The sequence below is a fragment of the Streptomyces sp. S063 genome (genome assembly GCF_002832675.1).
In the GTDB taxonomy this organism is placed as follows: Bacteria; Actinomycetota; Actinomycetes; order Streptomycetales; family Streptomycetaceae; genus Streptomyces; species Streptomyces sindenensis.
On record NZ_CP021707.1, the window covers coordinates 4,408,586 to 4,429,532 of the forward strand.

Annotated in this window: 19 protein-coding genes; 9 read left to right on the top strand and 10 right to left on the bottom strand. The window is 73.5% G+C overall.

All coding sequences use genetic code 11. From position 1 onward, the window contains the following. Positions 1–71: 71 nt before the first annotated feature. Entirely contained in the window at positions 72–659 is a 588-nt protein-coding gene (locus CCZ36_RS20430; RefSeq protein ID WP_069735320.1) for a hypothetical protein, read from the top strand. A gap of 49 nt (positions 660–708) precedes the next feature. On the opposite strand, the gene CCZ36_RS20435 is transcribed toward CCZ36_RS20430, so the two are convergent. Together CCZ36_RS20435 and CCZ36_RS20440 are read right to left on the bottom strand one after the other, a co-directional pair. After that, positions 709–1,251 carry a VOC family protein gene (locus CCZ36_RS20435; protein WP_128818307.1) on the bottom strand — a complete coding sequence of 181 codons (543 nt, stop codon included), beginning with the start codon at positions 1,249–1,251 and terminating at the stop codon, positions 709–711. A 97-nt stretch (positions 1,252–1,348) separates the two neighbouring features. Then, positions 1,349–2,452, bottom strand: coding sequence for a citrate synthase 2 (locus CCZ36_RS20440; protein WP_069735318.1), 1,104 nt, complete (start codon positions 2,450–2,452; stop codon positions 1,349–1,351). Positions 2,453–2,719: 267 nt separating this feature from the next. On the opposite strand from CCZ36_RS20440, the gene pdxH reads away from it, so the two are divergent. Both pdxH and CCZ36_RS20450 read left to right on the top strand, forming a co-directional pair. Next, positions 2,720–3,358 carry a pyridoxamine 5'-phosphate oxidase gene (gene pdxH / locus CCZ36_RS20445; protein ID WP_128819643.1) on the top strand — a complete coding sequence of 213 codons (639 nt, stop codon included), beginning with the start codon at positions 2,720–2,722 and terminating at the stop codon, positions 3,356–3,358. 403 nt (positions 3,359–3,761) lie between these two features. Beyond that, positions 3,762–5,195, top strand: a complete 1,434-nt coding sequence (locus tag CCZ36_RS20450; protein WP_069735316.1) for a PAS domain-containing protein — start codon at positions 3,762–3,764, stop codon at positions 5,193–5,195. Between the two features lie 172 nt (positions 5,196–5,367). Here CCZ36_RS20450 and CCZ36_RS20455 read toward each other — a convergent pair whose 3' ends face one another. Genes CCZ36_RS20455 through CCZ36_RS20470 form a run of 4 tightly spaced genes read right to left on the bottom strand, consistent with a single transcriptional unit; the run spans position 5,368 to position 8,904 of the window. Next, on the bottom strand, positions 5,368–6,585 hold the full coding sequence (locus CCZ36_RS20455; protein WP_128818308.1) for an ABC transporter permease: 1,218 nt from the start codon (positions 6,583–6,585) through the stop codon (positions 5,368–5,370). Beyond that, positions 6,582–7,322 (bottom strand): ABC transporter ATP-binding protein, encoded by a 741-nt coding sequence (locus tag CCZ36_RS20460; protein WP_069735314.1) that lies wholly within the window; start codon positions 7,320–7,322, stop codon positions 6,582–6,584. The genes CCZ36_RS20455 and CCZ36_RS20460 overlap by 4 nt, the downstream gene beginning before the upstream one ends. Then, entirely contained in the window at positions 7,319–8,383 is a 1,065-nt protein-coding gene (locus CCZ36_RS20465; protein ID WP_206515757.1) for an efflux RND transporter periplasmic adaptor subunit, read from the bottom strand. Before CCZ36_RS20465 ends, CCZ36_RS20460 begins: the two co-directional genes overlap by 4 nt. Beyond that, a complete protein-coding gene (locus tag CCZ36_RS20470; RefSeq protein ID WP_128818310.1) occupies positions 8,380–8,904 on the bottom strand; it encodes a hypothetical protein in 525 nt (174 codons plus the stop codon). Before CCZ36_RS20470 ends, CCZ36_RS20465 begins: the two co-directional genes overlap by 4 nt. Positions 8,905–9,042: 138 nt before the next feature. Between CCZ36_RS20470 and CCZ36_RS20475 the strand changes: the two genes are divergently transcribed. Further along, positions 9,043–9,747: a response regulator transcription factor gene (locus CCZ36_RS20475; protein ID WP_069735311.1), complete on the top strand. Its 705-nt coding sequence runs from the start codon at positions 9,043–9,045 to the stop codon at positions 9,745–9,747. Continuing rightward, positions 9,744–11,045: a sensor histidine kinase gene (locus tag CCZ36_RS20480; RefSeq protein ID WP_237302713.1), complete on the top strand. Its 1,302-nt coding sequence runs from the start codon at positions 9,744–9,746 to the stop codon at positions 11,043–11,045. Before CCZ36_RS20475 ends, CCZ36_RS20480 begins: the two co-directional genes overlap by 4 nt. Here CCZ36_RS20480 and CCZ36_RS20485 read toward each other — a convergent pair. Next, a complete protein-coding gene (locus tag CCZ36_RS20485) occupies positions 11,033–11,788 on the bottom strand; it encodes an SIS domain-containing protein (RefSeq protein ID WP_069735310.1) in 756 nt (251 codons plus the stop codon). The genes CCZ36_RS20480 and CCZ36_RS20485 overlap by 13 nt on opposite strands. 275 nt (positions 11,789–12,063) lie before the next feature. On the opposite strand from CCZ36_RS20485, the gene CCZ36_RS20490 reads away from it, so the two are divergent. Together CCZ36_RS20490 and CCZ36_RS20495 are read left to right on the top strand one after the other, a co-directional pair. Then, the gene (locus CCZ36_RS20490; RefSeq protein WP_069735309.1) at positions 12,064–12,756 is read left to right on the top strand and encodes a metal-dependent transcriptional regulator; all 693 of its coding nucleotides are present in this window, start codon (positions 12,064–12,066) and stop codon (positions 12,754–12,756) included. Positions 12,757–13,302: 546 nt separating this feature from the next. Then, on the top strand, positions 13,303–14,196 hold the full coding sequence (locus tag CCZ36_RS20495; RefSeq protein WP_128818311.1) for an alpha/beta fold hydrolase: 894 nt from the start codon (positions 13,303–13,305) through the stop codon (positions 14,194–14,196). A gap of 44 nt (positions 14,197–14,240) precedes the next feature. Here CCZ36_RS20495 and CCZ36_RS20500 read toward each other — a convergent pair whose 3' ends face one another. From CCZ36_RS20500 to CCZ36_RS20510, 3 genes are read right to left on the bottom strand one after another with little or no spacing between them, the layout of a single operon-like run. After that, positions 14,241–15,881 carry a transporter gene (locus CCZ36_RS20500; RefSeq protein WP_128818312.1) on the bottom strand — a complete coding sequence of 547 codons (1,641 nt, stop codon included), beginning with the start codon at positions 15,879–15,881 and terminating at the stop codon, positions 14,241–14,243. After that, positions 15,878–16,717 carry an ABC transporter ATP-binding protein gene (locus tag CCZ36_RS20505; protein ID WP_069735306.1) on the bottom strand — a complete coding sequence of 280 codons (840 nt, stop codon included), beginning with the start codon at positions 16,715–16,717 and terminating at the stop codon, positions 15,878–15,880. The genes CCZ36_RS20500 and CCZ36_RS20505 overlap by 4 nt, the downstream gene beginning before the upstream one ends. A 58-nt stretch (positions 16,718–16,775) precedes the next feature. Continuing rightward, positions 16,776–17,462 (bottom strand): bifunctional DNA primase/polymerase, encoded by a 687-nt coding sequence (locus CCZ36_RS20510; protein WP_069735305.1) that lies wholly within the window; start codon positions 17,460–17,462, stop codon positions 16,776–16,778. 290 nt (positions 17,463–17,752) lie between these two features. Here CCZ36_RS20510 and CCZ36_RS20515 point away from each other — a divergent pair, with 290 nt between their 5' ends. After that, positions 17,753–19,135, top strand: coding sequence for a transcriptional regulator (locus tag CCZ36_RS20515; RefSeq protein WP_128818313.1), 1,383 nt, complete (start codon positions 17,753–17,755; stop codon positions 19,133–19,135). Positions 19,136–19,346: 211 nt separating this feature from the next. After that, on the top strand, positions 19,347–20,933 hold the full coding sequence (locus CCZ36_RS20520) for a hypothetical protein (protein ID WP_206515758.1): 1,587 nt from the start codon (positions 19,347–19,349) through the stop codon (positions 20,931–20,933). The last annotated feature ends 14 nt before the right edge of the window (positions 20,934–20,947 follow it).

A 20,947-nucleotide genomic window follows, 5' to 3' on the forward strand; every position in this document is an offset into this window, starting at 1 on the left:
GCCGCCTGAGTCCGCCTGAACTGTCGGAGGCGGGTGGCAGAGTGGAGATCGTCCGAACAAGAGGGGGAGCTGTGGGGGATTACTTCCAGACCGTCGTCGACCGCGATGTCAGCGAGGCGGACGCCGCCCCGCTGGCCGCACGCGTCATCGCCTGGCTCGTCGCCGAGGGCGTCATCGGGCCCGACCGCACCGCGCCCGTGCTCGGCCGCGACCCCGGATATCCGCCGGGACCGCGTATCCGTGAGGTCGTCGACAGCAGTGGGTGGGGCGAGCCCTGGCAGGGCGGGGGGCTCGACGTCGCCGTCACCCGCACCGTCTTCGACGCCGGGCAGTATGCCGATCCGTCCTCGGCCAGATGCCCGCGCTGCGAGCGGGACGTCGAGTTCCGCGACAGGGCCTTGCAGGAGATACCGGGGGCCTGGGCCCCCTTCTCCGAGGCGATCGAGGACTGGGAGGCGGGTGTCGAGGCCCTCGTGCGGTGCGCGCACTGCGACGCGTCGTCCCCGCTCGTCGACTGGACCGGCATGGGGCACTGCATCACCTTCGGCGCCCTCGGCTTCACCTTCTGGGGGTGGCCCGACCTCACTCCGGCCTTCCTCGCGGAGTTCGACCGCCGACTGGACGGCCACCGTACGGTCGTCGTGAGCGGGAAGATCTGAGCCGGGCCGACGACGCGTCCGCCGCTGTCGTGCCGGGGGCGGGCCCGGGCTACGACAAGGTGTCAGGCTCCGCCTGCCGTGCCGGGGCGGCCGGGTCCGACGGGCCCGGGGCCACTGCGTCCTGGACCGTCACCCGGCCCTGCTCGGCCATCTCCCGGGTCTGCTCCGCCACCCACTCGGGGCTGATCGCCGGAGGTTCGCCCGGGGCCTCTTCGTTCACGAACAGGCAGAACGGATGGCCCACCGGGTCGAACATGACCCGTACGTCGCGCTGCGGCTGGAACTCCGCAGGCGTCGCGCCCTCCGCGACCGCGTGGGCCACGGCCGACTCCAGGTCCGCCACCTCGAAGTCCAGGTGCAGCATCGTCAGCTGGTCGCCGGGGGAGGCGGGCCAGACCGGGGGCACGTACGGCTTCGAGGTCTGGAAACCCAGGCCCGAGCCGCCACCGGGCGGGAGGAGCTTCACCCAGCCGGGCTCCTCCTGTACGGGTTCCCACCCCAGGAGGCGGCGGTAGAAGCCCGCCAGCTCCTTCGCGTCCGGGGCGTCGAGAACCGTGCTGGACAGGGCCAGGGTCGGGTGGGGCGCGGTCATGGTGTGCCTCCTCGTGCCGGGAATGCGCCGGAAACGTGCTGGTACGTCTGCCCCGTACCGGCACCTTCACCGAACGGGGACGGCCCCGGTCCCCGGCTCAGCCCGCGACGATGTCCTCGTACCCGCTGATCTCACGCGGGTCCCGCGTCCCCGGGCCCACGTACGTCGCCGACGGGCGCACCAGGCGGCCCGTGCGCTTCTGCTCCAGGATGTGCGCCGACCAGCCCGCCGTGCGGGCGCACGTGAACATCGACGTGAACATGTGCGCCGGGACCTCCGCGAAGTCCAGCACGATCGCCGCCCAGAACTCCACGTTCGTCGCCAGGACCCGGTCCGGGCGGCGGTTGTGCAGCTCCTCCAGCGCCGCCTTCTCCAGCGCCTCCGCCACCTCGAAACGCGGTGCGGCCAGCTCGCGGGCCGTGCGGCGCAGGACGCGGGCGCGCGGGTCCTCGGCGCGGTAGACGCGGTGGCCGAAGCCCATCAGCCGCTCGCCCCGGTCCAGAGCCTGCTTCACGTACGCGGTCGCGTCGCCCGTACGCTCGATCTCCTCGATCATGCCGAGGACCCGGGAGGGGGCGCCGCCGTGCAGCGGGCCCGACATCGCACCCACCGCTCCGGACAGGGCGGCCGCGACGTCCGCCCCTGTCGAGGCGATGACCCGGGCCGTGAACGTCGAGGCGTTCATGCCGTGCTCCGCTGCCGAGGTCCAGTACGCGTCGACCGCCTTCACATGCTTCGGGTCCGGCTCGCCGCGCCAGCGGATCATGAACCGCTCCACCACCGACTGCGCCTTGTCGATCTCGCTCTGCGGCACCATCGGCCGTCCCTGGCCGCGCGCCGACTGGGCGACGTACGACAGGGCCATCACCGCGGCCCGCGCCAGGTCGTCGCGGGCCGTCGCCTCGTCGATGTCCAGCAGCGGCTTCAGGCCCCAGACGGGCGCCAGCATCGCCAGCGCCGACTGGACGTCGACCCGGATGTCACCGGAGTGCACCGGGATCGGGAACGGCTCGGCGGGCGGCAGACCGGGGTTGAACGCCCCGTCCACCAGCAGGCCCCACACGTTTCCGAACGAGACGTGGCCGACGAGATCCTCGATGTCGACCCCGCGGTAACGGAGCGAACCGCCTTCCTTGTCCGGTTCGGCGATCTCCGTTTCGAACGCGACGACTCCCTCAAGACCGGGTACGAAGTCGGACATCAGGCGGCTCCCTCAGTTCGGCGGGCGGCGTGCGGTGCGCGGCGTGCTGGGCTGTGCGGAGGCCACAGCGGCCTGCCCCAAGATATTGGCGGGTTCCTCCGATGCGGGGAAGCGTGACATCCGGCACAGGGCCCCCTTTCGACGGCGTGCGGTTACGGCCCCTCGGCGCCGGGCAGACTCGGCCCCTGCGGCAGGATGGGGCCCGTGCCCACACCAGAAGGTTCCACGGGACCCCTCCCGGACGATTTCACCACCGATCCCGCGGCCATGCGCGAGCAGTACCGCTCGGAGGACTTCGTCGAGCGCGACCTCGCCGCCGATCCGATGGAGCAGTTCGCCCGCTGGTTCCGCCAGGTCGCCGTCGGCGGCGTCCTGCACGAGCCCAACGCGATGGTCGTCTCCACCGCCGACACGGACGGCCGCCCGTCCTCGCGCACGGTGCTGCTCAAGCAGTACGACGACCGGGGCTTCGTCTTCTTCACCAACTACGACTCCCGCAAGGGCCGCGAGCTGACGGCGAACCCGTACGTCTCCCTGCTCTTCCCCTGGCACCCGATGGCCCGCCAGGTCATCGTCACCGGCACCGCCTCCCGCACCTCCCGCGAGGAGACCGTCGGCTACTTCCGTACCCGCCCGCACGGCTCCCAGCTCGGGGCGTGGGCCAGCGCCCAGTCCACCGTCGTCGGGTCCCGCGAGGAGCTGATCGCCCGGTACGAGGAGCTGGCCGCCCGCTACCCGGAGGGGGAGAAGGTCCCGGCCCCGCCGCACTGGGGCGGTTTCCGGGTGGTGCCCGAGACGATCGAGTTCTGGCAGGGGCACGCGAACCGGCTGCACGACCGGCTGCGGTACGTCAGGGAGGGCGACGGGCGGGGCGGCCCCTGGCGGGTGGAGCGGCTCTGCCCGTAAGGCCCTCGCGCCCGGTCCGTACAACGCAGAAACCCGCAGGCTCTGGTTCCTCCGTGCACAGAGGAGCCGGCCGGACTTACCGGCGAGCCTGCGGGTCGGTGACTGCTGGGAATTGGCCGGCGTCCGGCCTTGCACTGCAAAAGAGTGCGACGACGGGCGTCAGCCCGCAGCCACCTCACGAGTCCGAAGAGAAATCACTTCCGGAACACCTCCTTTCCTGTGTGCGCCACAGCCTAGGAGCGCCCCGCATCGCGGTACAAGCGATTTATTCGCCCGTCCGGGCCAGAAGATTTGGGCGAAGTGGATGTGTGCTGGGTCACGTTCGAGTTGAATGGTCTGACGTGCAGCAATACACGCGGCGACGCGTGGGACGACGGCCGACACGTTCTGCGGGGGGTGCGGAGTGGGTGTTCCCAGGAGCAGGGGGGCCACCGACGAGCTCGGACCGGACGAGGATCCCGGCGGCGGGCCGCCGGGGTGCTCCGCGAGCCCCGGAGCCTCGGTCGGCGACGACGCGGTCCCCGGTGCGCCGTCCGACGGGTCCGAGCTGCTGGCGGCGCTGCTCGACGGGATGGACGCGGCGCTCTGCGCGTTCGACGCGGCCGGCACGGTCACCCACTGGAACCGCGAGGCCGAACGCGTTCTCGGCTGGTCGGCGGAAGAGGCCGTCGGCCGCAGCGGCTTCGCGGGCTGGGCGGTGCGGCGGGCCGACGCCGACGAGGTGCGGGCCCGGCTGATGTCGGCCATGGACGCGCCGGGGCGGCAGGTGCACGAGTTCGCGCTGCTGCGCAAGGACGGCGGCCGGGTGCTGGTGCGGACCCAGTCCGCCGGAGTGCGCGGCGCCGACGGGCAGCCGGCCGGGGTCTACTGCGCGTTCAGCGAGGTGCACGCCCAGATCGACCTGGAGCGGGCCATCGCCCTGAGCGAGGCGCTGCTGGAGGACGCGTCCTGGGGGGCCGTCCTCGTCGATGTCGACCTGCGGCCCACGGTCGTCAACGCGCACGCCGCCCGCGCGCTCGGCGGGAGCCGCACCGCCCTCCTCGGCCGCCCGCTCGGCGAGTTGGTCGTCCAGGGAGTCGAGGAGCTGGAGGCCGCCCTGCACCATGTGCTCGCCGAGGGGGCCCCGAGCGCGCCGGCCGAGCTGTGGGTGACGCTGCGGACGGCCGAGGGCGAGCGGCGGCGGTGCTGGCGCAGCGGATTCCTGCGGCTGGCCTCGCCACTGACGGAGGAGCCGGTTCCGCTCGGGGTGGGGTGGCTGTTCCAGGACGTCACCGCCGCCCGGCTCGCGGAGCAGGAGGCCGACCGGCTGCGGTTCCGGACGAGCCAGCTGCACCGGGCCGCGCGTACGGCCTGCGAGTACGAGGACCCGATGGAGGCCGCGACCTCCCTGCTGGACTTCGCGCTCGCCGGGTTCGCCGATCACGTCCTGGTCGACCTGATGGCGGGCGAGCGCCTGGTGCGTACGGCCGCCACCCCGTTCGACGCGCCCGGCCCGTGCCTGTTGGTGGCCGGGGGCTCCCTCCCCGCCCGGTACGCCCCCGGCCACCCGGCCCTCCAGTCGGTCGAGCGCACCGGCACCGTCCGCACGAGCGCGGGAGCCGGGGCCGCCGCGTCGCAGGCCTGGGCCGCGGAGCGCCGCTGGCCCCGGGACGCGGCGCACGCACTCTGCGCGGTGCTGCGGAGCCGCGGCCGGACGCTGGGCGTGCTGACGTTCCTCCGCGCGGCGAACCGGGCCGCCTTCGAACGCCCCGACGCGGCATACGCGGAGACGGTCGCGGCCCGGGTCGCGGGGGCCGTGGACCTGGCGCTGGTGACCCGGGCGGCGGGCACCCCTTGAGACCCCGGGCGGCCGTGAGGGGACGGGCCCCGCGCCCTCCCGAGCCCTGTCCGCCGCCCGGCCCCGCCGCGCCGCGGACACCCCTGGGGCGCACCCCGCACCCCGGCGGACACCCCTGGGGCGCACCCCGCGCACCCCGCACCGCGTGCGGTGCCTTACGCCGTGCGCCGCCCTACGCCGCGTGCAGTGCCAAGGTCGGGGAGAGCCGGGACGCCCGGACCGCCGGGTAGAGGCCCGCCACCGTGCCGATGACCAGCGTCGCGCCGAAGCCTCCGGCGACCGCCCACAGCGGCACCACCCACGGCAGCCCGCCGGAGTGCGCGTACACCCCCGTCGCCGCCGCGCCCAGCGCCACGCCCGCCAGGCCGCCCAGGCCCGACAGCATCAGCGACTCCGTGACGAACTGGATGCGGATCTGACCCCGCGTCGCGCCCAGCGAGCGGCGCAGGCCGATCTCGTACCGCCGCTCCAGGACCGAGATGATCATGGTGTTGGCGACACCGACGCCCCCGACCAGCAGGGCGATGCCGCCCAGGCCCAGCAGCAGGCTGCTGAACGCCCCCTCCGTCGCCGCCTTGGCGCGGAGCGCCGACGACGGGTCGGTGACCCGCACGTTCTGCGGGTTCTGCGGGTCGACCGTCGCGGCCATCACCTTGCGTACGTCCTCGACCGCCGCGTCCGCCGACCGCTCGTACACCGAGGTCGGGTGGCCGTCGAAGTCCAGCAGGCGTTTCGCGCCCTCCCAGCCGACCAGGGCGGAGCGTTCGATCTCCGGGGCGAGGGGGAGCGGGGCGAGGATGCCGACCACCGTGAAGTAGCGGCCACCCAGCCATACTTGGCGGCCCGGCTCGGTGATGCCCAGGCGCTCCGCCGCCACATGGCCGAGCACGGCCGAGGGGTAGCGTCCGGTCGCCGCGTTCAGCCAGCTGCCGCTGCCGACCTCGCCGCGCAGGACACGCAGCAGGCCGGCCGTCGTCGCCTTCACCGCGATCCCGCCGGTGTCGTCCTCGTCGACCTTCTCGGTGCGGCGTACGGTCGCGTCCAGGTCCGCCGTCGCGCCCACGTCCTGGACGCCCTCGATCCGTCCCACCATCCCGACCGACTCCTCCGGCAGCTTCACCTCCTCCCCGGCGAACATCGACTCGCCGGGCGAGGCGACCAGCAGGTTCGTCCCCAACGTGTCCAGCTCGCGCAGTAGTTTGGCCTGGCTGGAGGCGGAGATGCCGACCACCGAGATCATCGTGGCGATGCCGATGGCGATGCCCAGCGCCGAGAGCACCACCCGCATCGGACGGCTGCGCAGGCCGGACGAGCCGACGTGCGCCACGTCCCGGGGGCTCAGCCGGGCAGCCTTCAGCCGTTCCCGTCCCCGGCTGCGCGTGCCGTTCACAGGGCCGCCCCCGTCGTCGCCGCCGTCCCGTGGGCCACGTCCGCGACCACCTGACCGTCCCGGATCCGCACCTCGCGCGGCAACCGGGCCGCGATCTCCGTGTCGTGCGTGATCACCGCGATCGTCGCTCCCTCCCGGTTCAGGTCGCGCAGCAGCTCCATCACCGCCGCCCCCGACGCCGAATCGAGCGCCCCGGTCGGCTCGTCCGCCAGCAGCAGCGCGGGCTCGCCGACCACCGCCCGGGCGATGGCGACCCGCTGCTTCTGGCCGCCGGACAGCTGGTGGGGCTTGTGGTCGAGGCGGTCCGCGAGGCCGACCCGGGCCAGCGCCTCGGCGGCCTTGCGGCGGCGCACCGAGCGGGAGAGGCCCGAGTAGAGCAGGCCCTCCGCCACGTTGTCGCGCGCGCTGACGCCCGGCACCAGGTGGAACGCCTGGAAGACGAAGCCCACGTGCTGGGCGCGCAGCGCGGAGAGCCTGCGGTCGGAGAGCGCCGCCACGTCGTGGCCCGCGATGTGGACGGAGCCCTCGGTGGGGCGGTCCAGGGTGCCGATGATGTGCAGCAGGGTGGACTTGCCGGAGCCCGACGGGCCCACGATGCCGAGGAGTTCGCCCTCCTCCACGGTCAGGTCGACCCCGCGCAGCGCGGCGACCGGGCCCGGGTACTCCTTGGTGACGCCGGCGAGCGCGACGACCGTACGGGGACGGGGCGCCGGGTCCGCGGCGGTGCCGGTGCTCATATCTTCGGCACCCCGACCTTCATGCCCTCGCTCAGACCGCCGCCGGACACCTCGACCCGGCCCTCCGCGAACAGGCCCAGCTCGACCTTCACCTCGCGGGACGTGCCGCCCCGGACCACCTGGAGGCCGAAGCCGCCGCCGGGCAGTGCCAGCAGCGCGTTCACCGGCACGGTCAGGACGTCCTCGCGGGTCTCGCCCGTCAGGTTCACCGTGACCGGCGACTGGTCGAAGCCGCCCACCCCGTCCGGGTCGTCGAAGGAGACGGTCAGCGTGATTTTGGGGCTGTCGTCCTGCGGGTCGTCGCCGGACTTCGCGGTCCGGCCGACCGACGAGACCTTCCCGCGCGCGGTCGTGCCGTCCGGCAGCTCCACGTCCACCTTCGTGCCCACCTTCGCCAACTGGCTCTCCGCCACGTCCAGCCGGAAGGTGACGATGCGCTCGGAGCCGGTCGTGACCAGGACCGGGACGCCCGGCTGGGCCCGCTCGCCCACGCCCGCCCCGACGCTCTTGATCCGGACCTTCCCCGGGGCGAACGTGACATCCCCCGGCCCGACCTTCCCGGTCTGCCGCGCGCCGTGGGACTTCTGCCAGCGCTTGACGGCCGCCGCCGTCAGCTCGGTGTACTCCCGGTCCGGCGTGAAGCCCGTGTAGCCCAGCTCCGCGAGATTGCGCTCCAGCTGCTCCACGTCCCGGCCCTTGTCGCCCGGCTTCAGCGTCCGGTACATGGGCCCGGAGCCGTACATCAGCCGGACCGGCCGCCCGTCGACCTCGTACAGCCGCTCGTTCCGTTCCACGGTCGAGCCCGTGCGCGGGGTCCAGGTCACGGTGCCCGCCGCACCCGCGTTGACCTTGCGTTCCTCGTCGTAGCCGAGGGTGCCGTCGGCCTGGGTGGTGTCGCGCAGGTCCCCGCGCTCGACCGCGGCGGTGGCCGGGGGCAGCCCGGTGTTCTTCACCCCGCCGCCCTCCTCCTCGCCGCCGAGCCGCGTGAGGGCGACCGAGCCGGCCGTCACCGCGAGCACGGCCACCGCCACCGCCGCCGTCACGGCCCGTCCCCGCCTCATCGGCCGGTGCTTTCGCACGCCTTGTTGGCCTTCTCGAACTTCTTCATGTCCTTCGACTTCAGCGCGGGCGCCGCCTGCATCGCCCCGCCGTCGAATTTCGGGTCGGGCATGTCGAAACCGTTCTGGCGCATGCACCGGGCGTAGGCGACCATCTTGTCCTTCTCCGCCTGCGACAGATCCTTGGGCCCGCCGCCGACCGCCTTGTCCTCGCAGGCCTTGAACGCCTTCTCCATCTTCTGCTTGCTCATCGAGCCGCCGTCGATGGTCACGCCCATGCCGTTCTCGCCCGGCTTCGGCTCGGGTATGTCCAGGCCCTGCTCGCGGAGGCACTTGCGGTGCTCCAGCGCCTGGTCCTCCTCCGTCTTCCCGCTGCCGGACGCCGATCCGGCGTCCTTCGTCCCGCCGCCGTCGCCGGAGCACGCGGTGGCCGTCAGGGCGAGGGCGGCGGCCAGGGCGCAGGCCGCGGCGAGGGACCGCCCGCGTGAGCGCGCGGCGGTCCGGCGGGAAAGGGTCTGGTTCATGGAGGCTCCTCGTCGCTTGCCGACAGGTCCGTGCAGGTCCGTACAGGGACGGCCCGAGCGTGCGCGAGGACGCTGTTTCGCTTCTCTCAGCGCCGACGCTTACACCGGCGAAACATCGCTTTCGGGTACACAGAGCCCATGCGTGTGCTGGTGGTGGAGGACGAGGAATTCCTGGCGGAGATGATCGCCGAGGGGCTGCGCCGTGACGCCGTCGCCGTGGACATCGCGCCCGACGGCCGGGAGGCGCTGGAGCGGCTGCGGTTCGGCGCGTACGACGTGATGATCCTCGACCGGGATCTGCCGGGGCTGCACGGTGACGAGGTGTGCCGGCGTGTGGTCGCCCTGCGTCTGCTGACCCGCATTCTGATGCTGACCGCCGCCGGGACCGTACGGGACCGGGTGGCCGGCCTCGGGCTCGGCGCCGACGACTACCTGACCAAGCCGTTCGCGTACGACGAACTCCTCGCCCGGGTCCTCGCGCTCGGCCGCCGGGCCCGCCCCGCCCTGCCGCCCGTCCTGGAGCGGGCCGGGCTGACGCTCGACACCGCCCGCCGCCAGGTCTGCCGCGACGGCCGCTACCTGTCGCTCTCCCGCAAGGAGTTCGCCGTGCTGGAAACCCTGCTGCGGGCCGAGGGCGCGGTCGTCAGCGGCGAGGACCTGATCGAGGAGGTGTGGGAGGCGGACACCAGCTACCGCACCAACGCGGTCCGCGTCACCCTCTCCAAACTCCGTACGAAACTGGGGGCGCCACCCGTGATCGAGACCGTGCCCGGAGCCGGGTACCGCATCGGGGACAGCGGCAGCCGCCCGGCCCCCGGCGCCCCCGGGAGCGACACCCCGTGAACAGTGAACGCACCCGTCTCGCCGCGCTGTACGGCGGACTGCTGGTCCTGGCCGGCGTCCTCCTCCTGGCCATCGTCTATGTGCTGGTCAGCGAGAACGTGTACGCCGGGATCGTCACGGCCGTCGCCCCGGCCGTCCCCGCCGCCCGGCTTGACGCGGGGGCGGCCGCCCCCGCTCCCGCCCTGCCCTCCTCGGACTGGGCGCAGACCGCCGTCGTCGAACCCGGGCAGTACGCGCTCGTGCAGAAGGTCGGAACGGTGGCCGGGGACGCGGCCCTCAGCCAGCTGCTGACCGTCTCCGGGATCGCCCTCGCCCTCTACTCCGCGCTCTCCGTGGCCCTCGCCTGGTGGATGGCGGGCCGGGTGCTGCGGCCGGTCGGCGTCATCACCGCCCGTGCCCGCCGGCTCTCCGGCTCCAACCTGCACGAACGGATCGCGCTGAAGGCCCCGCCGGGCGAGCTGAAGGAGCTGGCCGACACCTTCGACGGGATGCTCGACCGGATCCAGCAGCTGGTGGCGGCCCGGCAGCGGTTCGCCGCCAACGCCGCCCATGAACTGCGCACCCCGCTCGCGGTGCAGCGGGCCGCCGCCGAGATCGGGCTCGCCGACGACCCGCCGCCCGAGAAGGTCGCCTGGATCCGGGAGAAGCTGATCGGCACCGCGGCCGACAGCGAACGGCTCATCGAGGGGCTGCTGCTCCTCGCGGTCTCCGACGAAGGACTGCGGCGGCGGGAGCGGGTCGCCCTCGACGAGACCGTCACCACGGTCACCGGGGCGCTGGCCGCCGAGGCGAAGGAGCGGGACATCACCGTCGAGGTGACCGCCCGGCCCGTGACGGTCGAGGGCGACGCGGTCCTCCTCGACCACCTCGTGCACAACCTGGTCGCCAACGCGCTGCGCCACAACCACCCCGGCGGGACCGTGACCGTCCGGGTCGGCCCGGACGGGCTGGAGGTCGCCAACACCGGGCCCGAGGTGGCCCCGGCGACCGTGCCACTGCTGTTCGAACCGTTCCGCCGGGCGCGGGCCCGCCGCCACGCACCCGGTGAGGGCGCGGGCCTCGGGCTCTCCATCGTGGCGTCGGTGGCGCGGGCGCACGGCGGTGACGTCGGCGCGCGGGCCAACCCGGGCGGCGGGCTGACGGCCCGCGTCACCCTTCCCACGCGTGCCCCGGCTGCCGGGGAAGGCTGTTTCACGCGTCACCCGGCGGCCGGGGAAGCCTCTCCCACGCGCGCCCCGGCGTCCGGAGGCCAAGACGAGCCCGCTCGCCTTCCTGTGGCGCGGGCTCAGTGCCGGTAGAAGATCCGGTCCCGGTTCTCCGTCATGACCCGGCCGTTCCACTCGTGGCCGCCGTCGACGTTCCCCGAGCGCAGCATGGGCGGCTCGACACCCCGGGCCACCAGTTGCTCGACGGCGGCCGCCAGCATCGACTGCATGATGGCGCTGGTGACCACGGTCGAGGCGGGGGCGAAGGGGGCCTCGACGCCGGGGACCGTCAGCTCCGCGTCGCCGATCGCGATCTTGCTGTCCAGGACGATGTCGCAGTGGTCCCGCAGGAAGCCGCCCGAGGCGTGCCGGGAGCGGGTGTTCTCCGCGTACGCGACCGAGGTCACGCCGATGACCTTCAGCCCGAGGGCCCGGGCGTTCTGCGCCATCTCGACCGGCAGGGCGTTGCGCCCGGACAGCGAGACGATCACCAGGAGGTCACCCGCGGTGAGGGGGCTGGAGTCCAGGACGGCGGAGGCCAGGCCGTCGACCCGCTCCAGCGCAGAGCCGAGCGGGGCGGGCATGACGTCCACGCCGACCACGCCGGGCACGGTGAGCAGGTTCATCAGGGCCAGGCCGCCCGCGCGGTAGACGACGTCCTGGGCGGCCAGCGAGGAGTGGCCCGCGCCGAAGGCGAAGAGCCGGCCGCCCGCCTCGACGGTGTCCGCGACGGCCGCGCCCGCGGCGGCGATGCTCTCCGCCTCCTCGTCCCGCACCCGCGTCAGCAGGCCGATCGCCGCATCAAAGAACTGACCGGCCAGCTTGCTGTCGCTCATCGGGGGGAGCCCTTTCGACGGAATGCGCGGAGTGCGCGGAATGCGAGGGGAGGGTGGGGCGGTGGGGTGGGGCGGGCGTGCGGCGGCCCGGGAATGCCCGTGCCGCCGATCACGTTGCGGTCTGGACCAGTGGACTGTCAATACCGCCCGGTGCCCGTACGCGCACCCACTTCCACCGGTCTTCCACGGGGGCGGCACGGTTGCCGGTGCCATGCGTCAGAATTGGTGCAGGGCCATCGCACGACGTTTTCTAGTCACAGCATCGAGGGGCACGTATGTCCGGACTGATCGACACCACGGAGATGTATCTCCGCACCATCCTCGAACTGGAAGAGGAAGGCGTGGTCCCCATGCGCGCCCGGATCGCCGAACGGCTGGACCAGAGCGGTCCGACCGTCAGCCAGACGGTCGCCCGCATGGAGCGCGACGGACTGGTCCAGGTCGCGGGGGACCGCCACCTGGAGCTGACCGAGGAGGGCCGTCGCCTCGCCACCCGCGTCATGCGCAAGCACCGGCTCGCCGAGTGCCTGCTCGTGGATGTGATCGGCCTGGAGTGGGAGCAGGTCCACGCCGAGGCCTGTCGCTGGGAGCACGTGATGAGCGAGGCGGTGGAGCGGCGGGTGCTGGAGCTGCTGCGCCACCCGACGGAGTCGCCGTACGGGAACCCCATCCCGGGCCTGGAGGAGCTGGGCGAGAAGGCCGAGGCCGAGTCGTTCCTGGACGCCTCCATGGTGAGCCTGGCCGAGCTGGACCCGGGCACCGAGGGCAAGACCGTGGTGGTGCGGCGGATCGGGGAGCCGATCCAGACCGACGCCCAGCTGATGTACACGCTGCGCAGGGCCGGGGTGCAGCCCGGGTCCGTCGTGAGCGTCACCGAGTCGCCCGGCGGGGTGCTCGTCGGCTCCAGCGGTGAGGCGGCCGAGCTGGACACCGAGGTCGCCTCGCACGTGTTCGTCGCCAAGCGCTGACCGCGCCGCCGCCCGGCGGCGGCGCTGTTGCCGCGCGGCAACACAACCGTGATGTGCGCTCGCCGGTTTCCGTCCGGAACGGCAGCGCCCGGACGCTGTCGCATGCCAGGCTGATGCCAGGCAGAGGACCTGAGGGTGTCGGCCGGCTCCGGTCGGCACGGTCGGGGAGGGAGCAGGGAATGCGCCCGTCGCAGCAGGACGCGCACCGCACGGCTGCCATCGTTGTCGGGATCGTCGGCGGCGGTCCCCGGACGAGGGGCGGTCGTCCCCGGACCAGGGTCGGCCCCGGCGTCCGCAGACGCCGGGGCCGTTCCTCCCCTGTGCTGACCCGGAGCCCCGAGCTCTCAAGGTCAGTTCCCGCGGGCCCCTGTCCCCGAGCGGCCCGCCTCCCGCTGAAGATCTCCCCAGGCCGGTCGGCATCAATCCTTGACCGGTGTCACTCGAACGTGGGGTGTTGGGTGGCGGAACCCCTTTTTCGAATATGAGTTCGATAGCCTGGCGACGCGACCACACGGTGACCGAGGAGCAGAAGGGGGTGCCAGGACTATGGTGCGGCGCATCGACGTAACCGGAACCGACGGCGTACGCCTCGCGGCATGGGAGTTCGCCGACCCGCCCGAGGAGCGCGCGGAAGTGGTCGGCGCTCCCGGGGTCTTACTGCTGCACGGGCTGATGGGCCGGGCCTCGCACTGGGCCCCGACCGCGCGCTGGCTCGCCGAACGGCACCGCGCGGTCGGCCTCGACCAGCGCGGCCACGGCCGCAGCGAGAAGCCCGCCGGCGGCCCGTACACCCGCGACGCCTACGTCTCCGACGCCGAGGCCGCGATCGAACAGCTCGACCTCGGCCCGGTCACCGTCGTCGGCCACGCCATGGGAGCGCTCACCGGCTGGCAGCTCGCCGCCAAGCGTCCCGACCTCGTCCGCGCCGTCGTCATCTGCGACATGCGGGCCTCCGCGCTCGGCGCGGCCTCCCAGCGCGAGTGGAGCGACTGGTTCGACTCCTGGCCGCTGCCCTTCGCCACCCTCGCCGACGTACGGAAGTGGTTCGGCGAGGACGACCCCTGGGTGGAGCGGCCGAACCCCGCGCGCGGCGAGTTCTACGCCGAGGTGATGGCCGAGGGCGAGGACGGCTGGCGCCCCGTCTTCTCCCGCCGCCAGATGCTGCGTTCCCGCGCCACCTGGGTCTTCGACGCCCACTGGGAGGAGCTGGCCCAGGTCCAGTGCCCCGCCCTGGTGCTGCGCGGCCTCGACGGGGAGCTGGGCAGGGCCGAGGCCCAGGAGATGGTCCGGGTGCTGCCCCGCGGCCAGTACGCGGAGGTGGCGGACGCCGGCCACCTCGTCCACTACGACCGGCCGGAGGGCTGGCGGGCCGCGGTCGAACCCTTCCTGGAACAACTCGCCGAGGACAACCGCGACAACCGCGAGCCGGTCTCGCCGTAGAGCCTGTCGTCCCACCGCTGCCCGCCCCCGCCGAGGGCGGCGGCTCAGCCCTTGCTGACCGCCGCCAGGATCTCCGGCAGCCGGTTCGCCGTGCGCCCGGCCGCGATCCGCAGCCCCGCCCACCCGATCAACACGCCATACACGAGCCCGCCCGGCACCATCAGCCACAGCGCGTCGTGGCGGTCCGTGACATGCATCCAGATCGTCGGCACGATCACCGGCGCGGACAGCAGCGCGGCGGCCAGCATGCCCCCGAGGATCGAGATCCAGGCCAGACCGCCCTGCCCGGGCGCCGCGTTCTTGAACGCGCCCTCCTGCGGAATCGAGTACGGGAACAGCGCCGAGGCCACCGCTCCCGTCGCCACCATCGAGCTCAGCAGCGCGAACGACAGTCCCAGCGCCCCCGGCAGCGACCGCCAGTCACCGAGCATCGCCGCCGTCACCACACACACGAGCAGCGTGAACGGCAGGGTGAGCAGCAGCAGGACCAGCGCCCGCGCCCGCAGTTCGACGTACGCGTCCCGGGGCGAGGAGATCGTCAGCGCCACCATCCAGAAAGCCGAGGTGTCCTGGCCGAACTGGTTGTACATCTGCATGCCGAGCATCCCGGCGGCGAAGCACGCGAGGTAGACCGAGCCGGTCCCCTGGACCGCGTTGAGCAGCGGCACGATCGCTCCGATCGCCAGCGCCGTCACCCAGGCCGCCTTGGTCTTCGGGTCCCGGGCCACGTACCGCAGGCTGCGCTGCATCACCGTCGCCGTCCGGCCCTCCGGCAGCAGCACCGAAAGCCCGCCCCGGCCGGACGCCTTCTCCCGGGCTGGCTCCGCCGCCGCCAGCGTCGAGCCGTCCGGCGCGGTCATCAGCTTCACCAGGCTCCGCTGCCACATCCACATCAGCGCGGCCAGGGCCGCCACCGTGATCAGGAGCTGGGCGACGGCGACCCCGTACGCACCGTCCGACGCCGCGTCCACCGACGCCACGGCGGAGGCGCCGGGCAGCCAGCGCACCACACTCGCCGCCGGGTCCAGCGCGGAGAGCCCGCCCGCCTCGCCGAGCCGCTGCGCACCGAAGTTGACGAACTGGATGCCCACGGCGATCACCAGCCCGCTGAGCACCGCGAGGTCGCGGCCCTTGCGGGAGTTCAGCAGCTGGACGTTGGCCGTGGCCACCGCCCTCGACAGCGCCACGCACAGCAGCATCGCCGACGGGACCGCGAGCACCGCGAACACCACGCCCGCCGCCCCGTGCGCCAGCGCGAGGACCGAGCCGACGACCAGGCACAGGGTGAACAGCGGGCCGATGCCGATCATCGAAGACACCAACAGGGCCCGGATCAGCGGCTCGGGGCGCAGCGGCAGCATCACCAGCCGGGTCGGGTCGAGGGTGTCGTCCCCGCTCGGGAAGAACAGCGGCAGCACCGCCCAGCCGAGCGCCACGACGCCGGTCAGCAGCACGACGACGGTGCCCGCGTGCTCGTTGCCGCGCAGCAGGACCAGGCCGAGCACCTGGCCCGCGGCGACCAGCAGGCTGACGACGAGGGAGGCGATGAACGCCGCCCTGCGCCCGGCCGACTGCCGCAGCCCGTTGCGCAGCAGCGTGAGCTTGAGGCGTACGAAGACCGGGGTCAGGCCCGTCGTCGGCGCGGCCGGGGCGGCCGCGGTGACCGAGGTGTCCAGCACGCTCATCGGGAGCCGCCCAGCCAGTCGAGGGAGTCGCCGTTGTCCCGGCCGCCCGCGCCGACCAGTTCGAGGAAGGCGTGCTGCAGCGAGGGCGCGTCGCCGCGCACCTCGTCCAGCGTGCCCCGCGCCTTGATCCGGCCCGCCGCCATCACGGCGACCCAGTCGCACAGCGACTCGACCAGCTCCATCACATGGCTGGAGAAGACCACGGTCGCCCCGGACCGGGTGTAGCGCTCCAGCACCCCCCGGATGGTCTGCGCCGACACCGGGTCGACGCCCTCGAACGGCTCGTCCAGGAAGAGCACTTCCGGGTTGTGGAGCAGGGCGGCGGCGAGCCCGATCTTCTTCCGCATGCCGGTCGAGTAGTCGACGACCAGCTTGTGCTGCGAGCCGGAGAGGTCCAGCACGTCCAGCAGCTGTGTGGCCCGCTTGTCGACCTCGTCGCCCGGCAGCCCGCGCAACCGTCCGTTGTACGCCAGGAGTTCACGGCCCGACAGCCGCTCGAACAGCCGCAGCCCCTCCGGCAGCACCCCGATCCGGGACTTCACCTCGACCGGGTCCGTCCACACGTCGTGGCCCGCGACCTCGATCTTCCCCATGTCGGGCCGCAGCAGCCCGGTGACCATGGAGAGCGTCGTCGTCTTGCCCGCCCCGTTGGGACCCACCAGGCCGATGAACTTGCCCGCGGGCAGCTCCAGATCGATCCCCGCGACGGCGACCTGCTCCCCGAACCGCTTCCACAGTCCTTGCACACGGACGGCGGGCCGCACCTCGTGCGCCCCGCCTGTCACCGTGTCCGTCGTCGCGTCTGTCTTCGTACGTGCATCTGCCCGGTCCGGCATGGCACAGCCTTTCGATATCCCCACGTGGTGAGGACACCCTACGAAAGGCCCCGGGGTCCTATGCGGTCCGGGCGCGGGCGGCGGCGGCCTCCCGGGCGCAGGCGTACGCCAGCGGGCTGATCAGCTCGTCCACATCGGGCAGCCAGCGGTTGGCGTTGGTGGGCCCGCAGGCCCACTGCACGGCGCCCCGGCCGCCGACCCGGGTGGGCGGGGCGGCGATGTACTGGCCCTCGCCGCGTCCGGTCAGATCGATCGCCTCGGCGTTCCAGCCGAGCGAGCGCACCAGCTCGGCGGCCTTGGCCGCGCCGCCCTGCAGCACGAAGAACAGCATCCGGCGGTCGGGCGTGCAGGTGACCGGGCCGAGTGTCAGGTCCATCCGCTCCATCCGGGCCAGTGCCAGGAAGCCCGCAGCCTCGGGGACCTCCAGGGCGTCGAAGGCGCGGCCGGTCGGCAGCAGTACCGAGGCGCGGGGCTGCCGGGTCCACATGCGCCGGGCCGCGGCCCCGCTGCCGGTCGCCTGGCCCGCCCAGTCCGGCCGGTCCGCGTGGGCCCCGGGCAGGGCGCAGTCGGCATCGCCGCAGGAGCACCGCTCCGCGCCGCCCACCGCCTCCAGCCAGGTGCCGGGGAACACGTCCCAGTGACGCTCTTCCGCATACCGCACCGCGGCGTCGAGCAGCAGCTCGCTCCGCTGCTGGGGGACCTGTGCGGCTTCCGTGACTCCGATGGGCTTCTCCACGCCCAGCACAACTCCCGCCGTCACCAGGGGTTACGGCCTCCCCTGAACCGGAGCCCGGCGCATCGGTCCTGCACGCGGGGCGCATCGGTGCACGGGCGGGGGCGCGCGTGAGGCGTCGCACCGAAGGAGGGGTAACCACCTCCAGGACCGCCGCCCAGGACCGCTCCCGGCCCGCCGCGACGGTGCGACGCCCCATGTCCGTACCGAATGCCGATGGAATATGCGCATTTCTTGTGTATGTGCCGGGCAGTGATCCCTTTCACCGATCACTGCACATAACCGATGTTTCAGGGGGACATATGGCTGCAAGGCCTCTCGTAGCCCGCCAGCCCAACGAACGGCTCCAGACGCTCATCCAGGAGGCCGCCTGTTCCAACGCGGGCCTCGCGCGCCGGGTGAACATGGTCGGGGCCGAACGCGGGCTCGATCTGCGCTACGACAAGACCTCGGTGGCCCGTTGGCTGCGGGGACAGCAGCCCCGGGGCCGGGCTCCGGGGATCATCGCCGAGGCGCTGGGCCGCAAGCTGGGCCGTACGGTCACGATCGACGAGATCGGCATGGCCAACGGCAAGAACCTCTCCTCGGGCGTCGGCCTCCAGTACGCGCCGACCGTCGCCGGGGCCGTCGAGCAGGTCTGCGAGCTGTGGCGCGGCGACGTGGGCCGCCGGGATCTGCTCACCGGGTCGGCGGTCGCCGCGTCCGCGCTCGTCGAGCCCAGCCGGGACTGGCTGATCTCGGGCCCCGACGCCCAGGTCGAGCGGACGGCGGGGGCCCGGGTCGGGATGTCCGACGTGGAGGCGGTGCGGGCGATGACCACCGCGCTCACCGACCTCGACCACCGGTTCGGCAGCGGCCAAGTCCGGCCGGTGCTCGTGCACTACCTCAACAGCGTGGTCTCCGGGCTGCTTTCGGGGGCGTACCGCGAGCAGGTGGGGCGCGAGCTGTTCGCGGCCGTGGCACGGCTCACCGAGCTCGGCGGATACATGGCGGTCGACACCGGCCAGCCCGGCCTGGCCCAGCGCTACTACATCCAGGCGCTGCGGCTCGCGCAGGCCGCGGGCGACCGGGCGTACGGCGGTTATGTGCTGGCCGCCTCGATGAGCCACCTCGCCGCCCAGCTCGGCAACCCCCGCGAGATCGCCCAACTCGCCCGCGCCGCACAGGAAGGGGCCCGGGGCCAGGTCACCCCACGCGCCCAGGCCATGTTCTACGCGGCGGAGGCCCGGGGGCACGCGCTCCTCGGGGACGCCCGGACCTGCCACGCGGTGGCGGGGCGGGCCGTCGCCGCTCTGGAGCACGCCGATCCCGACACCGCCGACGACCCGGTCTGGATCCGGCACTTCGACACCGGCTACCTCGCGGACGAACTGGCCCACTGCCACCGGGATCTGGGGCAGCCGCACGAGGCGGCCCGGCGGGCCAAGGAGGCGCTGGCCGCGCTGCCGGAGACCCGGGCCCGGCGCCGGGGCATCGCGCTGGTGCTGCTGGCCTCGGCCCAGGTGCAGCAGCGGGAGGTGGAGCGGGCCTGCCACACGGGGACCCGGGCGATGGAGCTGCTGTCGACGGTGCGCTCCAGCCGGGGCGCCGAGTATCTCGACGACCTCCAGCAGCGGCTCACGCCTTTCGGGGAGGAGCCCGCGGTACGGGAGTTCGGCGAGCGGCTGGAGCTCCAGGCGGCGTGAGGAACAGGTGGTCGTCCGGGGTGGCCCGGGCCGCTTCCGGGGCGGTCCGGGGGCCCGGCGCGGCGGTACGGCCCCATAACAGCGTCGTCGGACCGCGGGATGTTACCCACCCTGTGAAGGGGTGGTGAGCGGTACCACGCGCTTGGCGGAGACGGGCGACCACCCGATAGCGTGAGCCGACGATTCCGTAGGTTCACACGTAGGAGTCCCGGTGACGCAGAGCGGACAGGGCGGACAGGGCGGCGAGCATCAGCTCCCCGCCGCACGACCCGCGCACGAGGGTGTCGTGCTGCCCGCCGACGGCGGAGCCCCCTGGGCCCCGGGGGCACCCCCGGCCGGGCCGGGCGGGCAGGGCGCTCCCGCGGGCGGTCAGCCGTGGGGGCAGACCTGGGGACCGCAGTCCGCCGGGGCGCCGCAACCGGACCAGCAGGCGCAGGGGGGCTACGGCTACCCGCAGGCGCAGCCCCTGCCGCCCGCGCAGCAGCCGCCGGGCCCGGAGTCGTACCAGCAGCCCGGCGCGTACCAGCAGCCCCAGCGGCCCGGCTCCTACGAGCAGCCGCAGCAGCCCGGGCCGTACCAGCCGCAGTACCAGCACCAGCCTCAGCACGACCAGCACCAGCACCAGCCTCAGCACGACCAGCACCAGCACCAGCCTCAGCACGACCAGCCCCAGCACCAGCCGCTTCCCTACGCGCAGCCGCTTCCGCCGGAGGCCGGGCCGGGTGCGCCGGGCGGTCAGGGGGTTTTGGGCGGGGACGCGGACGCCACGCAGTACATCGCGCCCGTCCCGGGCGACCCGGGGCCCGTGGGGCCGCAGCCGGGCGGCGGGGACGCCGACGCGACCCAGTACATACCCCCGGTGCCGGGCGGAGCCCCGTACGGGATCAGGCCGGGCGCGCCGGCGGACCGGCAGCCGCCCGCGGAGTTCGACAACCTGTTCCGCAGCGAGGAACCGGCGGGCGCCACCCAGCAGATGCCGCGGTTCGACGCGGGGCAGCAGCCCCCGTCCGCGTACGAGCAGCAGGGCTACCAGCCCCAGCAGCCCCAGGGCGGCCAGTTGCCGCCGCAGGCGCCCGGCGGCTATCAGTCCGGCCTCCAGGGCTTCCAGAGCCGCGCGGAGGACGACGGACCGGTTCCGCAGCAGAGCGGCGAGGCACCGCGTCGACGGTCCGCGCACATTCCGCTGATCGCGGCGGTCGTCGTCGGCTGCGCGGTCATCGGACTCGGCGCGGGCGCGCTGATGAGCGGCGGCGACGACTCGGGCAAGGACGACAAGCAGCCGGTCGCCGCGCAGAGTTCACCGGTCGCGGCGGAGCCCACCGAGAAGGCGGCGGTCGATCCGGCGAAGCCGCAGGCCGAGGCGTTGGACAAGCTGCTGGCCGACAGCAACAACAGTCGGGCCGCGGTGATCAGCGCGGTCGAGAAGATCAAGTCCTGCAAGGACCTGGACCAGGCGGACAGTGACCTCCGGGGCGCCGCCCAGCAGCGCCGCGACCTCGTGACCCGGCTCCAGGGGCTGACCGTGGACAAGCTCCCGCGGCACGCGGAGCTGACGGCCGCGCTGAACCGGGCCTGGAAGGCCTCGGCGGCGGCCGACGACCACTACGCCACCTGGGCGCGGCAGGCCAAGAAGCAGAAGCACGTCTGCAAGGGCGGCCAGGCCCGGACGACCAATGAGACGGCCAAGGGGAACAACCAGAGCGGCGTGGCCACCGAGGCCAAGCGCGAGGCGTCCAAGCTCTGGAACGCGATCGCGGTGAAGTACGGCCTGACGAAGCACGCCTACACGGAGCTCTGACCCCGGCCCGTGAG

What these genes read in the sequence shown, in the direction of transcription:
- CCZ36_RS20435 (WP_128818307.1), bottom strand. Translation starts at nt 1,251, where the DNA reads ATGACCGCGCCCCACCCGACCCTGGCCCTGTCCAGCACGGTTCTCGAC.
- CCZ36_RS20440 (WP_069735318.1), bottom strand. Translation starts at nt 2,452, where the DNA reads ATGTCCGACTTCGTACCCGGTCTTGAGGGAGTCGTCGCGTTCGAAACG.
- pdxH (WP_128819643.1), top strand. Translation starts at nt 2,720, where the DNA reads ATGCGCGAGCAGTACCGCTCGGAGGACTTCGTCGAGCGCGACCTCGCC.
- CCZ36_RS20460 (WP_069735314.1), bottom strand. Translation starts at nt 7,322, where the DNA reads ATGAGCACCGGCACCGCCGCGGACCCGGCGCCCCGTCCCCGTACGGTC.
- CCZ36_RS20465 (WP_206515757.1), bottom strand. Translation starts at nt 8,383, where the DNA reads ATGAGGCGGGGACGGGCCGTGACGGCGGCGGTGGCGGTGGCCGTGCTC.
- CCZ36_RS20470 (WP_128818310.1), bottom strand. Translation starts at nt 8,904, where the DNA reads ATGAACCAGACCCTTTCCCGCCGGACCGCCGCGCGCTCACGCGGGCGG.
- CCZ36_RS20475 (WP_069735311.1), top strand. Translation starts at nt 9,043, where the DNA reads ATGCGTGTGCTGGTGGTGGAGGACGAGGAATTCCTGGCGGAGATGATC.
- CCZ36_RS20485 (WP_069735310.1), bottom strand. Translation starts at nt 11,788, where the DNA reads ATGAGCGACAGCAAGCTGGCCGGTCAGTTCTTTGATGCGGCGATCGGC.
- CCZ36_RS20490 (WP_069735309.1), top strand. Translation starts at nt 12,064, where the DNA reads ATGTCCGGACTGATCGACACCACGGAGATGTATCTCCGCACCATCCTC.
- CCZ36_RS20495 (WP_128818311.1), top strand. Translation starts at nt 13,303, where the DNA reads ATGGTGCGGCGCATCGACGTAACCGGAACCGACGGCGTACGCCTCGCG.
- CCZ36_RS20500 (WP_128818312.1), bottom strand. Translation starts at nt 15,881, where the DNA reads ATGAGCGTGCTGGACACCTCGGTCACCGCGGCCGCCCCGGCCGCGCCG.
- CCZ36_RS20505 (WP_069735306.1), bottom strand. Translation starts at nt 16,717, where the DNA reads ATGCCGGACCGGGCAGATGCACGTACGAAGACAGACGCGACGACGGAC.
- CCZ36_RS20515 (WP_128818313.1), top strand. Translation starts at nt 17,753, where the DNA reads ATGGCTGCAAGGCCTCTCGTAGCCCGCCAGCCCAACGAACGGCTCCAG.